The sequence below is a fragment of the Terrabacter sp. 2YAF2 genome, assembly GCF_052114705.1.
In the GTDB taxonomy this organism is placed as follows: Bacteria; Actinomycetota; Actinomycetes; order Actinomycetales; family Dermatophilaceae; genus Terrabacter.
Genome location: NZ_JBFRFG010000012.1, coordinates 96,354 through 110,934, shown reverse-complemented (window position 1 = coordinate 110,934; position 14,581 = coordinate 96,354). Strand labels below are relative to the sequence as shown.

Genomic DNA, 14,581 nt, shown 5'->3' with positions numbered 1-14,581 from the left:
GAGCCCGAGCAGCAAGGCGGTCCTCCTCGGAGGGCCGCCTTCCTGCTGCGCCGGGCGCGCTGGTCAGTCGGGCGTGAAGGCGCAGAACTCGTTGCCGGCGGGGTCGGCCATGACGGTCCAGCCGATGCCGCCGTCGCCCTTCTCCCGGACCGCCGTCGCGCCGGCGACCACGAGGGCCCCCACGTCGTCGGTCGTCACGTCGATGTGGATGCGGTTCTTCGTCGTCTTGTCCTCGGGCACGGGCTGAAAGACGATCGCCTCGAACGGCAGCCCCGACACGTTCTCGACATGGCTCCAGCCCTCATCGCGGACGACGTCGCCGCCGAGGGCCTCGCCCCACCAGCGGGCGAGTCGGTGGGCAGCGTCCTCGTCGCCCGTGACGTCCCAGACGAGCTCGTAGGCAGGCTCGCTGACCGGCCTGTCCCGGACGAAGACGCAGAACTCCTGTCCGTCGGGGTCGAACAGCACCGTCCAGCGCGGCTGCTCGTCGTGGACCACGGCGCCGGCGTCCAGTGCGGGCTGCAGCGAGGCGGCCCGGATGTCCAGGTGGAGACGGTTCTTCGCGGTCTTGGGCTCCGGCACCTGGTTGACCCACACCCGGACCTCGTCACCGACGCGCAGGCACGAGCCGCCGTCGTCGTGCGGGTGTGCCTCCCAGTCCAGGAGCGGGCCCCAGAACGCGGACAGGGCATGCGGGTCGATGGCGTCGATGCACAGGTCCTTGTACGTCGCGAGCGGCATGGGATGACCGTAAACCCATGCGGCACCTGGCCTTCCCATCCTCAGGGACGACACGACGAGGAGCCTGTCGGTGCCGGGCGGCATACTCGGCTCCATGCAGCGCATCGACGGCCACCTCGTCCTGAGTCCCACGGACCTGACGAAGCACGTCGCCTGCGCGCACATCACGACCCTCGATCTCGAGGCGCTCGATGCCGCGCCCGCTCGGGGCGGCAGCCCGCGGGTGGCTGCGACCGGCGCCGACGACTCGCTCAACCTCGTCTTCGCCAAGGGTCTCCAGCACGAACGCGCCTACCTCGACCGACTCGTGGCCGAGGGGCGGGTCGTCGAGAACATCGCGTCGCTCGGGCTGCGCGGTGTCGAGGCCGAGGCTGCGACCGTCGACGCGATGCGCCGCGGCGTCGACGTCATCTACCAGGCGACGTTCTTCGACGGTCACTGGGTGGGGCTTGCCGACTTCCTGCTGCGCGTCGACGAGCCGAGCGACCTGGGTCCCTGGCGCTACGACATCGCCGACACCAAGCTCGCTCGTCGGCTCAAGGTTCCCGCCCTGCTCCAGATGGCGACGTATGCCGCCCGCCTCGAGCTGCTCCAGGGCGTCCCTCCGCAGTGGTTGACCGTCGTCACCGGTGACGCCGAGTCGCACCCGTGGCGTCTCGTCGACGTCGCCCCCTACGCGCGCCGTCGCCGTGCCGAGCTTCACGACGCCATCGCCCAGCCGCGCGAGACCGAGTCGGCGCGGGTGCAGCACTGCGGGCAGTGCCGGTGGAAGGAGCGCTGCGCGCAGGAGTGGCTTGACCGCGACGACCTGATCCAGGTCGCGGGCATGCGTGCGGACCACCGGTCAGCGCTGATCGACCTCGGCATCCCGACCCTGCGGTCGCTGGCGCAGTCGACTGAGGAGCTGCTGGCGCCGGCCCTGTCGATCGCCACGCGACGTCGGCTGCTCCAGCAGGCCCGGCTGCAGCTCGCCGAGCGTGAGACGGGTCAGGCGCAGTACGAGCTGCTCGACCCCGAGCCGGGTCGGGGTCTGCAGATGCTGCCTGAGCCCGACGAGGGCGACGTCTACCTCGACTTCGAGGGCGACCCGTGGGCCGAGGGCGGCGCGGGGCGCGAGTACCTCGCGGGCCTGTGGACCCGTCAGGGAGAGTTCGTCGAGTTCTGGGCGCATGACTTCGCCGAGGAGGGACGTCTGACGGCCGGGCTGCTCGACTGGCTCACCGACCGGTGGCGGCGTCATCCCGACATGCACGTCTACCACTACGCGCCCTACGAGACGACGGCCCTGAAGCGGCTCGTCGGGCAGCACGCCACCCGCGAGGCCGAGCTCGACCAGCTGTTGCGGCACGAGGTGTTCGTCGACCTCTACGCCGTGGTGCGACAGGGCGTGCGCATCAGCAAGGGGTCCTACTCGATCAAGAAGCTCGAGGAGTTCTACTGGGGCCACACGAGATCCGCTGACGGCGCAGGTGTGGCCGACGGTCTCTCGTCCGTCGTCGAGTACGAACGCTGGCTCGCCGGACGGGACGACGGTTCGGCCGACCAGGCCATCCTCGACGACATTCGCCGCTACAACGAGGAGGACGTCCGTTCGACGCTGGCCCTGCACGAGTGGCTCGAGGACCGGCGGGCCGAGCTCGAGCGGTCCGGTCTTGCGTTGACCCGGCCCGTGCCGGAGAAGCTGCGCGAGATCTCCGACGAGGAGCGCGCCGAGATCGCCCTCGCGGACCGGCTCGTCGGCCGCGGGCACGAGCTCCTCGCCGGACTCGTGGGGTGGCATCGGCGCGAGAAGCGCCCGGAGTGGTGGGACTTCTTCCGTTACAAGGAGCTCGAGACCCCTGAGCTCGTCGAGGACGGCACCGCGATCGGTGACCTCGGGGAGCCCGAGGAGATGCGCGTCGTCAAGCTCTCCAAGGTGTGGCGCTACCCGTTCCCACCCCAGGACTGCAAGGTGGCGGTCGGCAAGTACGTCCCCGACGTCGACACCCACGCGCCGGTCGGCAAGGTCGTCGCCATCGACCCGGTCGAGGGCTGGGTCGAGCTGTCGATGAAGAAGTCTCTCGCGCCGCCACGACCACGCGGTCTCGGCGGGCCCGGGCCCGTCATGGACGCCGTGCTGCGCGCCAGCATCGCCCGCACCGCAGAGCTGGTGCTCGCCGGGGGAAGCAACCTCGCGACGCGACTCATCGAGCGTCTCGTCCCGACCGGCGACGTGCTCACGGCTCGCCGCGACGAGACCCCCAAGGACGTCGTCGTCCGGGTCGGACGCACGCTCAAAGGCGAGGTGCTCGCGGTCCAGGGCCCGCCCGGCACGGGCAAGACGTATGCCGGGTCGGCCCTGATTCGCGAGCTGCTCGACGCGGGGCTCCGAGTCGGTGTCACGGCGCAGTCGCACGCCGTCGTGCTCAACCTCCTCGACGAGGTGGCGCGACCCGCATGGCACAAGGACGGCAGCAACGTCGAGGAGGGAGTCGAGCCCGACGATCCCAACGCCCTGATCCATCACACCTCCGACAACGCCGCGATCGCGGCCGCCCTCGCGAGCGGCGAGGCCACGCTCGTCGGTGGCACTGCCTGGCTCTGGTCCCGTGACGACATGGTCGAGGCGGTGGACGTGCTCGTCATCGACGAGGCGGGTCAGTTCTCGCTCGCCAACGCCGTGGCCGTCGCCCCGGCCGCGCGCTCGCTCGTCCTGCTCGGCGACCCCCAGCAGCTGACCCAGCCGACCAAGGCGGTCCACCCGTACGGATCCGGCGTGTCGGCCCTCGACCACCTGCGCACCACGGACGACGGTCTCGTCCACGACGTCATCCCCGCCGACCGGGGCGTCTTCCTCGACCGCACGCACCGCATGCACCCGAGTCTGACGGCGTTCGTCTCCGAGCTCGCCTACGAGGGTCGCCTCGAGTCGGCGCCCGGCCGGGAGCGGCTCTCGGTGGAGGCGCCGGGCGCGCTTTCGGGAGATGGCCTCCGCTGGGTGCCGGTCGAGCACGAGAGCCTCGCCGAGCAGTCGAACGGCCAGGAGGCCGTCGTCGTCCGCGCCCTCGTGGACGACCTGTTGCGCGGCAGCTGGACCACCGCAGAAGGGGACTCACTGCCCATCGAGCTCTCCGACATCCTCATCGTCGCCCCGTACAACGCGCACGTCGCAACGCTGAGCGCCGAACTGCCTGATGGCGCGCGGGTCGGGACGGTCGACAAGTTCCAGGGACAGCAGGGCGCCGTCGTCATCTACTCACTGGCGAGCACGACGGCGGCACTCGCGCCCCGCGGCGTCTCGTTCCTCTACGACCTGCACCGACTCAACGTCGCCATCTCGCGCGCCAAGGCCATGGCCGTCATCGTCGGGAGCCCGCTGCTGACCGACGCGGAGGTCCACACGCCCGAGGAGCTGCGCGCCGTCAACGCGCTCTGCCGTTACGTCGACGAGGCCAAGACCGTCTGACCGCGTCCTCGCCGACGGGACGACCTCACGGACGGCGGGGGAGCGTCGCCAGGTCTGCCTCGACGACCTCGCGGTCCTCGGCGTCGGTGACCCGCATGCAGACCTGCCGGGCCTCGGCCTCGAAGCGGTCGGAAGCGTCGAAGTCGCCGCCGACGGCCGCGGCCCGCGCCGAGGCCTCGAGGGCCGCCGCGAGGTCCCAGTCGTCCACGTCCCCTGCGCGCGAGATCGCCACGTATCGCGCCGCGTGGTAGGCCGCCGTGTCCGCCTGTCCCAGGACGGCGTGTACCCGCGAGCACAGCCAGTGGCCACGGCCGACGTTGGCGGGGCGGACGTCCTCCACCTGGTTCCAGTGGTGGAAGGACGCGTGCGCCCGCGCGATCATCGCGTCGTCGTCCTCGACCGACCGGTCATCCCGGTCGAGCAGCTCCCAGGTCGCGTTGTAGAGGTCCACGCCGAGGCGCCGGTGGTCGATGTCGCTCATGGCGGCAACCTAGCGCGGTGGTCCGGCGTCGGAGAGAGCGTGCGGAAGTGCCTCCCACGAGGTCGGCACGGGCAGCCGCCCTCAGGCGCCGTGGGCGGCGACCTCCCAGAGGCGGCCTTCGCCGCGGATGCCGGGCAAAGCGTCCCGGATGGACCGCTCGGCGAGCTCGGGGGCGACACCGAGGTCGACGGCATACCGCAGGGCAACGGCCGGGGTGCGCTGGACGCCGTGGCGGCAGTGCACGAGCACTCGCTTGCCCTCGGCCCGGAACTGGCGCAGCGCCGACGACGCGTCGTCGAGGACGAAGTCGAGGTGCGGGTTCGTCTCCTCCTGCTCCTCGTCGTTGATCCAGAACTCGATGTGGTCGCGGGCGGTCATCCCGGTCGCCGGGATGTCGTCGAGGCCGAGCGCGCACAGGGAGACGATGGCCTGGACGTCGAGCTCGCGGACCCGGCCGAGGTCCGAGATGGTGCCGAGGACGATGTCCGGGTCGATCGGGTGCGGGATCCCGAGGGTGGGGATCTGTGGGTCGCCCATCGAGGTGACGGACGGCCAGTCGTCATGACGACGGCCACCCACCGAGGTCGAGACGGCAAGCTCGACGAGATCGTGCGCGCGCAGCCCGGGCCAGCCGTGCACCATACGGCGCCACTGGGTCGGGACGGCCGAGGCGCCGTACCGTGCCCCGAGCAGCGCGCCTGCGACGGCTGCGACCGTGTCCGTGTCGTGTCCGGCCCGCACCGCCGCCTGCAGGCCGCGCTGCAGGTGCATGGCGGAGCCGTCGCCCCGGTCGGTCGTCGTGATCGCGGCCCAGGCGTCCTGCAGAGCGGTCACGGTGAAGCCGTTGTCGCCGAACCCGCCCGGCTCCGCTCCGGTCGCAGCCTCGATCCAGTCGCCCCACCGGCCGACGTTGGCGGCGCTGACGAGGTCGAGCCCGGCGGCGAGGTCGAGACGTCCCTCGGTGACCGCGACCCGGATCGCCTCCGACCACAGCACGGCGGAATCCCCGGCCAGCGGGTCCGCGTGGGTCAGCAGGGCGATGGCCCGCGCGGCCCGCGCGGTCGCGTCGCGGTCCTCGAGCGCCGACAGCCCGACGATCGACGTACGCATCAGGGCCCCGTTCCCGGCCGTCAGCCCGGTCCGCGCGTGCAGCGCCTCGCTGGCGCGGGTCAGGCGGTCGTGCGGTGCGCCGGCGAGGTGCTTCGCCTCCGTCAGGACGGAGCGCGTCTGGGTCCCCACGTCCGTGGCGCCCCCGTCGAGCCACGCCGTGAAAGCCTCGGACACGGCGTCCAGTCCCGCGGGCGAGGCGAGGTCGGCGCCCTGGGCTGCCACCCGAGCCACACAGAGCGTCATCTGCGTGTCGTCGCTCCACTCTCCCGGCTCGTACGGGCCGAGGCCACCGCCCTTCATCACGGCCTCACCGACCGGTGGTGCGGCCATCTCGTAGGGCACGCCGAGGGCGTCGCCGCAGGCTTCACCGAGCAGCACCCCCGCCGCACGGTCGACAGCGATGGGGCGGATCGGCACGGCTGCTCCTCGGTGGCGTGGATGACGGTCGGTCACGTTGGGGGTGGCGCGCCTCGGGGGCGGCGCACAGGAAAACTACCGTCCGGCGCGATCCATCCGGACGTGCGGTCCAGCCCTCGACGCCGGTGCGGACGGCGCGGCCCGACCCGTGGCGCCCCAGGGCGACGCCGTAGGCTTCTCGCGTGCTGCAACCCCTGACCGTCGTGCTGCTCGTCGCGAGCGGCGTGCTGGCCCTGATGGCCGCGCACCACCTTCTCCGGGGCCGTCTCGTCGACGACCCGGTCATCGTCGTCGGCGCCGCCATCGAGCTCGCGCTGCTCGTGCAGCTCGTCGTGGGCCTGGCCAAGGCGTCTGCAATCGGCAACGGCGCCGAGCGGGCGACCTTCATCGCCTACCTCTTCACGGTGCTGCTCGTCATCCCGGCCACGATCGTCATCGCCGTCAAGGAGAAGACGCAGTGGGCGATGGGCGTCGTGCTCGGGGGCGCCTTCGTCGTCGCCATCCTCGTCGCCCGTCTGCAGCAGGTCTGGAGCCTCAATGCCTGAGCCGCAACGCCAATCTCCGCCCGACTCCCAGCCGGAGCCGCACGACGAGTCGCAGCACGAGTCCCCGCACACCGGGCACGGCTTCGGTCGTCTCCTCGTCGCGGTCTACGGCCTCCTCGCGCTCGCCGCCACGGGGCGCTCGATCCTGCAGATCAGCGAGTACTTCGACCGGGCCCCGGTGCCCTACATCCTCTCGGCGGTCGCGGCCGTCATCTACCTCGTCGCGACGGTCGGGCTCGCACGGGGTGACCGGGCGTCGGTGCGCCTCGCGACCATCGCCCTGTCCGTCGAGCTGGTCGGCGTCCTCGTCGTCGGGACTGTCTCGGCGCTCAGACCTCAGGCGTTCCCGGACAAGACGGTCTGGTCACACTTCGGGCAGGGCTACGGCTTCGTGCCGCTCCTCCTGCCACTCGTCGGCCTGTGGTGGATCCGCCGCACGGCCCGCGCCAGTGCTGCTTCCGCCGCCGAGGTGGCGCAGTCGGCGGACTGACGCGTCGCCGATAGGGTTGCCGCCATGACCGAGCAGACCCCTGCCCCTGCGCCGACGACGCAGGCGACACCCGTCGCCGGCCCCCTGACGGTTCGCGAGATCAGCGCCGACGAGGCCGTCGAGACCCTCCTCGAGCTCGGCGGCAGCTTCCTCCAGACGCCCGCCTGGGGCCGGGCCAAGGCGGGCTGGCGCCGCACGCACCTCGGCTGGTTCGACGCCTCGGGCCGCCGGGTCGGTGCGGGCCTCGTGCTCTCACGCACCATCCCGCGCCTCTCCCGGTCCTACGCCTACCTGCCGGAGGGCCCCGGCCTGCCCTGGGACGTCGTCGCGACCGACCCGTCGGCCTGGATCGACCCGCTCGTCGCGTGGGCCAGGAGCACCAAGGCCTTCGCGCTGCGCCTCGGCTACCCCGTCGTCTCGCGCATCTGGGACCGCGAGCCGGTCAAGAAGCAGGTCGTCGACAACGGCCTGCTCAGCTTCACGAGCCTCCCCGCCGCTGTCGACAACCCCGCCGCCCGCCGCCTCGAAGCCTGGCTCGACCGCAACCAGTGGCTCGCCCTCGGTGCCGACGGCGTCGCGGTCGGCCAGCCCCGCCTGCTCTGCGTGGTCGACTTGCGCGACCGCACGGACGCGGACCTCCTCAAGGGCATGAACCAGCAGTGGCGCCGCAACGTCAAGAAGGCCGAGAAGGCCGGGGTGCAGGTGCGCACCGTCGGCCCGGAGGGTCTGGACACCTTCCACGCTCTCTACGTCGAGTCGGCCGAGCGCGACCACTTCCTGCCCAGGCCCAAGGCGTACTTCGAGGTCATGGCCAACTCGTTCACGTCCGACGGCGGCAGAGACGGGGCGGCATCGGCGTGCTTCTACGAGGCCCACGTCGACGGCGACGTGCTCGCGTCGGCGCTGATGATCCGGTTCGGCCGCACCTTCTCCTACCTCTACGGGGGCTCGACCGAGCGCAACCGCGACGCCCGCGCCTCGAACGCCCTGCAGTGGCAGGCGATGCGCGACGCCGCGGCAGCCGGGTGCGAGGCCTACGACTTCCGGGGCTTCAACACCTCGCTCGGGGCCACGAGCCCCCTCACCGGGCTGCTGCTCTTCAAGCTCGGCGCCGGCGCCGACGTCGTCGAGATGGTGGGGGAGCGCGAGCTCGTCCTCAGCAGGTTCTGGCACTTCGCCTTCGCCCGCGCCATGGCTGCCCGCATCGCGATCAACAAGCGCCGCAACGGCGCTCGCGCCGCGGAGGACGGCGCCGACATCTGAGCTGCCGCCACCGTCACCGCCGTCTGATGTCGAAGTAGGGGCTGATGGAGCAGGTCGCATAGTCCTGGCCCTGTTGCGCCGTGACGACGACCCCGTCGACCACGATGCGGCACGACACCGCGCCGGTGACCCCGGACCCCGTGGGGTCACTGATCCGGACCCGGAGGCTGAAGTAGTCGTTGTTCGTCGCCCCCGGGTCGACGGGTGTCTCGAAGGCGAGCGGTGCGGCCTGCGCGGGGTAGTCGTAGCGGTGGTGAGCCGCGTCCGAGAGCGACACCTCGATGCGGGCGCCCTTCTCGGCATACGCCTCGAAGCGGATGGTCCGGGCGTTCGCCGGAACGGGTGTGACGGGGATGGCCGGGACCGTGACGCCCCTGGGCAGCGGCATCGTGCCCGACCGGGTCGGCATGGGGGCCGTCGGAAGTGGAGCCGTCCGGGTCGCCGTGGGCCGGTGTCGGGTGACGCCGACGGCGGGCCGGGCCACCGGGTCGAGGTCGTCCGCGAGGCCTGACGCAGCCCAGAAGCCGATGGGCACGATGACTCCGACGACGATCGCCACGACGTGCCACGCCTGGAGGCGTCCGCCGAGCAGCCGGGCCGCGTGACCGCCACCAAGCTCCACCGTGCGAGGGTCGGGGGGCACGGGCGGGCCGGGCTGCGGAGGCACGTGGCCGCGGGGCTGAGCCGCGGAGCGCTGCGGCACCCAGCTGGGCTCGGCTGGCGTCTCCCGCCCGAAAAACGTGTCGTATGCCGGCGGCCCCGCAGGTGCGCCCTGCCCGTAGACATCGTCGGGCGTGTCAGGTGGGTCGACGGGGGGCGCGGCGCCCACAGCCGGCATCGTGCTGGGCGCATCTGTGATGGCTGCGACGGTGGCATCGCGTGTCGGGTCCGGACGGTTGCCCAGTGGTCCTGTGGGCTGTTCTGACACGTCGTCCCCCTGTCTGTTCCTGCAGTCTGCACCGCTGGTCAGCGGGCGTTCTCTCGCGTTGCTCGGCGGCGTCTCGTCACATCTCGGGCGTGCAGGTCACCGTGGCGCCTCCGGTGCTGATGGCCACCAGCCGGCTCCCGGCATACACGCGGCACTGCAGCTGGCCCGTTCCGGACACCACGCTGGCCGTCACGTGAAGGCGCGACGGCCGCTCATTCAGGTGCACCGTTGCGGCGAAGGGGAGCGCACTGGACGACGTGTCGGTGGCGGAGTCGTTGGCAAACGTCTGGACCAGAACGTCCGCCGAAGGGGCGGCATCGGCCGTGGGGAGGCTCACCACCTCGACGCGAAGCGCGGCGGCACCGCCGGGCACCGCCACGGTCTTGGGCTTGCCTGGTAAAGCCGGGAGAACGCCCGACGTGTCGCCCGCCAGCTCGACCGTCACGGGGTCGACCGACATCGGGTCGACCCCGGCCGGCAGGTCTCCGCCCATGGGCACCTCGATGCCGGTGCTGCTGCCACCGGTGTAGGAGTACTCGTCGGAGCCGCTCGAGAAGTGGCCGAGCAGGAGCGGCACGAGCAGCAGCAGCCAGCCCGACCGACGTCGACGGCGAGCCGGCCTGGTCGGTGGCGTGGTGAGCGTCGGCGGCACCGGTGCGGACCATGCCGTCGGCTCGTGCCTCGCGGGGTCCTGACTAGTTGGCTGGGGCGCCCAGGCCTCGGGCGGCAGGGCCGGGCCCGACGGAGCCGGACCGGAGCCCGGCGCACGGTCGGGGGCCCCGTTCGACACATCGTCCGGCGCATCGTCCGGGAAGGAGACGTGCCGGTCCTGCTGCGGGTCCGGGAGGACCGGACGCAGGCGATCTGGATCGGACAACAGTGCCTCGCTTCGACGGGTGGGACCACGGTAGGTCCTCTGGAGCCCCGTCGTCGCACCTCGGACCACTCGGGTCGGCGCGGCGTTCCCATGCCCGCGACCGATCCGCGGCGCCCGGCATCCGGAGACGGTCAGTCGGCACGCGGGATATCGGTTCGGAGCGTGCCGCGTCGCGCGCCTATCCTGTCGACCATGCCCGACGAGCCCGCGAACGCACCCGCGCGCTCGCGGCCACCCCGACGTCGCGGTCGCCGCCGACGGGCCACGGGGGAGACGGCGTCCCAGGCGGCCGCGAGGTCCCAGACGTCCGTGGAGCCGAGCGAGCGTCGCAGCTCCGGTCGCGGCCCGGCTCCGCACCGCCAGGGTGGCCCCAGCCTGACACCGGAGCAGCGGGAGGCCCGCCGCGCCGCGCGGGCGGCCACGGTTCCGCCGATCACGTATCCCGAGCACCTGCCCGTCGTCGACCGGCGTGAGGACATCGCGGCCGCGATCCGCGACCACCAGGTCGTCGTCATCGCCGGAGAGACCGGCTCGGGCAAGACGACCCAGATCCCGAAGATCTGCCTCGAGCTCGGCCGGGGCCTCGACGGCGTCATCGGCCACACCCAGCCGCGGCGCATCGCGGCCCGCGCCGTCGCCGAGCGCCTGTCCGAGGAGCTGGCCGTCGAGCTCGGCACCGCCGTCGGCTACCAGGTCCGGTTCACCGACCAGAGCAGCCGCGACACCCTCGTCAAGGTCATGACCGACGGCATCCTGCTCGCCGAGATGCAGCGCGACCGCGACCTGCGCCGCTACGACACGATCATCATCGACGAGGCCCACGAGCGCAGCCTCAACATCGACTTCATCCTCGGCTACCTCAAGCAGCTGCTCCCTCGGCGCCCGGACCTCAAGGTCATCATCACCTCGGCGACGATCGACCCCCAACGCTTCGCCGAGCACTTCGCCGACCCTGCCACGGGGGAGCCGGCCCCGATCATCGAGGTCTCGGGCCGCACCTTCCCCGTCGAGATCCGTTACCGCCCGCTCGTCGACCCCGACCGTCCCGAGGCCGAGGAGCGCGACATGGTGACCGGCGTCTGCGAGGCCGTCGAGGAGCTGTGGACCGAGCGGCACTCCGGGACGAGCAGCGACATCCTCGTCTTCTTCTCGGGCGAGCGCGAGATCCGCGATGCCGCCGACGCCCTGAACGGGATGAAGTTGCCCGTCACCGAGGTGGTCCCGCTCTACGGACGCCTCTCGGCCGCCGAGCAGCACCGCGTCTTCTCCTCCCACACCGGCCGCCGAATCGTCTTGGCCACCAACGTCGCCGAGACCTCGCTCACGGTCCCGGGCATCCGCTACGTCATCGACACCGGCACGGCGCGCATCAGCCGCTACAGCCAGCGCACCAAGGTCCAGCGACTCCCCATCGAGCCGGTGAGCCAGGCCTCCGCCAACCAACGCTCAGGCCGTTGCGGCCGTGTCTCCGACGGCATCGCGATCCGGCTCTACTCCGAGGACGACTACGCCAGCCGCCCCGAGTTCACCGACCCCGAGATCCTGCGCACCAACCTCGCGTCCGTCATCCTGCAGATGACGAGTCTGGGGCTCGGCGACATCGCCCGCTTCCCGTTCGTCGACCCGCCCGACAGCCGCCAGATCACCGACGGCGTCCGGCTCCTCGAGGAGCTCCAGGCCTTCTCGCCCGAGGACGACCAGCCCGCCGCGGGAGGTCGGCGGCGCCCGGGACGTCGCCTCACGGCATACGGCCGCACCATCGCAGCCCTGCCCATCGACCCCCGCCACGCCCGCATGGTCATCGAGGCCGACAAGCGTGGGGTGCTGCGCGAGGTGCTCGTCATCGTCGCCGCCCTGTCGATCCAGGACCCGCGCGAGCGGCCGCAGGACAAGCAGGAGCTCGCCAACGCCGCGCACAAGCGCTTCGCCGACGAGACGAGCGACTTCGTCACTTGGCTAGGCCTCTGGGCCTACCTCAAGGAGCAGCAGAAGGAGCTGAGCAGCAGCGCCTTCCGCCGGATGTGCAAGGCCGAGTTCCTCCACTACCTGCGCATCCGCGAGTGGCAGGACCTCCACAGCCAGGTGAAGCAGGCGGCCAAGTCGGCCGGGCTCGACGTCAGCCGCGGGACCGTCCACGTCGGCGAGGGCGAGATCGACGCCGACGCGATCCACCAGTCGCTGCTCGCCGGCCTGCTCTCGCACGTCGGCGTCCGCGACGAGCAGAAGCGGGAGTATGCCGGCGCCCGCGGCACGCGGTTCGGCATCAGTCCCGGGTCGGCGCTCTTCCGCAAGCAGCCCCAGTTCGTCATGGCCGAGGAGCTCGTCGAGACGAGTCGCCTGTGGGCCCGGGTCAACGCGCGCATCGACCCGGTCTGGGCCGAGCAGCTGGGCGAGCACCTCGTCAAGCGGCAGTACTCCGAGCCGCGGTGGTCGGGCAAGCGCGGCTCGGCCGTCGCGACCGAACGGGTCACGCTCTACGGGGTGCCGCTCGTCGTCGGACGCGTCGTCGGCCTCGGTCGCGTCGACCCCGAGCTCGCCCGCGACCTCTTCATCCGTCACGCCCTCGTCGAGGGGGACTGGCACACCGAGCACGCCTTCCTCCGCGACAACGCGGCCCTCGTCGAGCGGCTCGGCGAGCTCGAGGCCCGCACGCGAAGGCGCGACATCGTCGTCGACGACAGCACGTTGATCGCGTTCTACGACAAGCGGATTCCCGCCGATGTCGTCTCGGGACGTCACTTCGACACGTGGTGGAAGAAGGCACGGCGCCAGACGCCCGACCTGCTGACCTTCACCGAGGAGCTGCTCCTGCGCGAGAGCGCGGGCAGCATCGCCGACGAGGACCACCCGACGACGTGGACCCAGGGCGAGAACGTCCTGCCGGTCACCTACCAGTTCGAGCCCGGGTCGGCACAGGACGGCGTGACTGTCCACATCCCCGTCGAGCGGCTCAACCAGGTGACGCCCGAGGGCTTCGACTGGCAGGTGCCGGGCTTCCGCGAGGAGCTCGTCACGGCCCTGATCCGCAGTCTCCCCAAGGGGATCCGCCGCAACCTCGTGCCCGCGCCGGACCATGCGCGCGCCGTCCTGCCCGACCTCGACCCGACGTCGGGCCCGCTGCTCGTGGCGCTCGCGACGGTGCTGCGACGCCGGGCCGGGGTGGCCGTCACGCCGGCCGACTTCGAGACCGACCGTGTGCCGCCGCACCTGCAGGTCACCTTCAGCGTCGACGGCGCGGACGGCCGACCCATCGCCACGGGCAAGGACCTCGAGGCCGTTCGCGACACCGCGGCGCCACAGCTGCGTCGTCAGGTGAGCCGGGCGGGGTCCGGCATCGAGCGCCCCGGCCTCACGTCGTTCCCCGACGAAGGGGTGCCCGAGTCCTTCGAGGGCGCTCAGGGCATCCAGGGCTTCCCGGCCCTCGTCGACACCGGGGCTGCCGTCGACCTGCGCGTGCTTCCGACCCGGGCCGAGGCCGACGCCGAGCACCGCCTCGGCGTGCGACGACTGCTCCTGCTCGGCATCAGCCCGCCATGGAAGCAGATCCTCGCCCGCCTGACGAACAGCCAGAAGCTCGCACTCGGGCACAACCCGCACGGCAGCGTCCCGGCACTGCTCGACGACTGCCTGGCCGCCGCCGTCGACGCCATCCGCGACGACGCGGTCACTGATCGCGCCGACCACACCGTGCGCAGCCGCGAGGACTTCGAGTGGGCCCTGTCAGCCGTGCGCACCCACACGAGCGCCAAGGTCGTGCAGGTCGTCGGCCTCGTCGAGCCGATCCTCGCCAAACACCTCGCCCTGACCAACCGCCTCGCCGAGCTCGACCGCTCGAGCAGCCCTGCCATCCGCCCGATGCTCGCCGACGTCCGCGCGCAGCTGCGCGAGCTCGTGCGGCCGGGGTTCGTCGCCGACACGGGCTTGCGCCGGCTCCCTGACCTCGACCGCTACCTGCGGGCGATCGCCCACCGGCTCGACAAGGCACCGGCCAACCTGGCGCGCGACGCACAGGCCCTCGAGCAGGTCGACCTCGTCGAGGGCCGCTACGCCGACCTGCTCGACGCGCTGCGGCCCGCCCAGCGCGGCGCAGCCGACGTCGTCGACATCGGCTGGATGATCGAGGAGCTGCGGGTGTCGCTCTTCGCGCAGACGGTCGGGACGGCATACAGCGTCTCGCCGCAGCGCATCCTCAAGGCGATCGCGAAGGTCCGCGGCTGACCCGTCCCGCGTCCCGCGCCGACGCCCTGCGCTGGGGAATCATGGGATGGAGCGGGGCGTTGCACC

Annotated in this window: 10 protein-coding genes; 5 read left to right on the top strand and 5 right to left on the bottom strand. The window is 72.0% G+C overall.

Going from position 1 to position 14,581, the window contains the following annotated elements; translation table 11 throughout:
- Nucleotides 1-63: 63 nt before the first annotated feature.
- Nucleotides 64-741 carry a VOC family protein gene (locus AB4030_RS14485; RefSeq protein WP_442279907.1) on the bottom strand — a complete coding sequence of 226 codons (678 nt, stop codon included), beginning with the start codon at nucleotides 739-741 and terminating at the stop codon, nucleotides 64-66.
- Between the two features lie 94 nt (nucleotides 742-835).
- Here AB4030_RS14485 and AB4030_RS14480 point away from each other — a divergent pair, with 94 nt between their 5' ends.
- Nucleotides 836-4,186: a TM0106 family RecB-like putative nuclease gene (locus AB4030_RS14480; RefSeq protein WP_442279906.1), complete on the top strand. Its 3,351-nt coding sequence runs from the start codon at nucleotides 836-838 to the stop codon at nucleotides 4,184-4,186.
- Between the two features lie 25 nt (nucleotides 4,187-4,211).
- Here AB4030_RS14480 and AB4030_RS14475 read toward each other — a convergent pair whose 3' ends face one another.
- Complete coding sequence (locus tag AB4030_RS14475; protein WP_442279905.1) at nucleotides 4,212-4,667, bottom strand: hypothetical protein; 456 nt, start codon at nucleotides 4,665-4,667, stop codon at nucleotides 4,212-4,214.
- Between the two features lie 81 nt (nucleotides 4,668-4,748).
- Nucleotides 4,749-6,194, bottom strand: coding sequence for an ADP-ribosylglycohydrolase family protein (locus AB4030_RS14470; protein WP_442279904.1), 1,446 nt, complete (start codon nucleotides 6,192-6,194; stop codon nucleotides 4,749-4,751).
- Nucleotides 6,195-6,376: 182 nt separating this feature from the next.
- On the opposite strand from AB4030_RS14470, the gene AB4030_RS14465 reads away from it, so the two are divergent.
- The 3 genes from AB4030_RS14465 to AB4030_RS14455 are packed head-to-tail and all read left to right on the top strand — an operon-like array spanning nucleotide 6,377 to nucleotide 8,492.
- Nucleotides 6,377-6,739: a hypothetical protein gene (locus tag AB4030_RS14465; RefSeq protein WP_442279903.1), complete on the top strand. Its 363-nt coding sequence runs from the start codon at nucleotides 6,377-6,379 to the stop codon at nucleotides 6,737-6,739.
- On the top strand, nucleotides 6,732-7,229 hold the full coding sequence (locus AB4030_RS14460) for a hypothetical protein (protein ID WP_442279902.1): 498 nt from the start codon (nucleotides 6,732-6,734) through the stop codon (nucleotides 7,227-7,229). The genes AB4030_RS14465 and AB4030_RS14460 overlap by 8 nt, the downstream gene beginning before the upstream one ends.
- A gap of 24 nt (nucleotides 7,230-7,253) precedes the next feature.
- The gene (locus AB4030_RS14455) at nucleotides 7,254-8,492 is read left to right on the top strand and encodes a lipid II:glycine glycyltransferase FemX (RefSeq protein ID WP_442279901.1); all 1,239 of its coding nucleotides are present in this window, start codon (nucleotides 7,254-7,256) and stop codon (nucleotides 8,490-8,492) included.
- 13 nt (nucleotides 8,493-8,505) lie between these two features.
- Here AB4030_RS14455 and AB4030_RS14450 read toward each other — a convergent pair whose 3' ends face one another.
- Complete coding sequence (locus AB4030_RS14450; RefSeq protein ID WP_442279900.1) at nucleotides 8,506-9,114, bottom strand: hypothetical protein; 609 nt, start codon at nucleotides 9,112-9,114, stop codon at nucleotides 8,506-8,508.
- Between the two features lie 382 nt (nucleotides 9,115-9,496).
- Nucleotides 9,497-10,297, bottom strand: a complete 801-nt coding sequence (locus AB4030_RS14445; RefSeq protein ID WP_442279899.1) for a hypothetical protein — start codon at nucleotides 10,295-10,297, stop codon at nucleotides 9,497-9,499.
- Nucleotides 10,298-10,489: 192 nt separating this feature from the next.
- Between AB4030_RS14445 and hrpA the strand changes: the two genes are divergently transcribed.
- The gene (hrpA, locus tag AB4030_RS14440; protein WP_442279898.1) at nucleotides 10,490-14,515 is read left to right on the top strand and encodes an ATP-dependent RNA helicase HrpA; all 4,026 of its coding nucleotides are present in this window, start codon (nucleotides 10,490-10,492) and stop codon (nucleotides 14,513-14,515) included.
- Nucleotides 14,516-14,581: the final 66 nt, after the last annotated feature.

Bases quoted from the DNA above. Each gene is read 5' to 3' on its own strand.
- AB4030_RS14485 (WP_442279907.1), bottom strand. From the start codon at position 741: ATGCCGCTCGCGACGTACAAGGACCTGTGCATCGACGCCATCGACCCG.
- AB4030_RS14480 (WP_442279906.1), top strand. From the start codon at position 836: ATGCAGCGCATCGACGGCCACCTCGTCCTGAGTCCCACGGACCTGACG.
- AB4030_RS14475 (WP_442279905.1), bottom strand. From the start codon at position 4,667: ATGAGCGACATCGACCACCGGCGCCTCGGCGTGGACCTCTACAACGCG.
- AB4030_RS14460 (WP_442279902.1), top strand. From the start codon at position 6,732: ATGCCTGAGCCGCAACGCCAATCTCCGCCCGACTCCCAGCCGGAGCCG.
- AB4030_RS14455 (WP_442279901.1), top strand. From the start codon at position 7,254: ATGACCGAGCAGACCCCTGCCCCTGCGCCGACGACGCAGGCGACACCC.
- hrpA (WP_442279898.1), top strand. From the start codon at position 10,490: ATGCCCGACGAGCCCGCGAACGCACCCGCGCGCTCGCGGCCACCCCGA.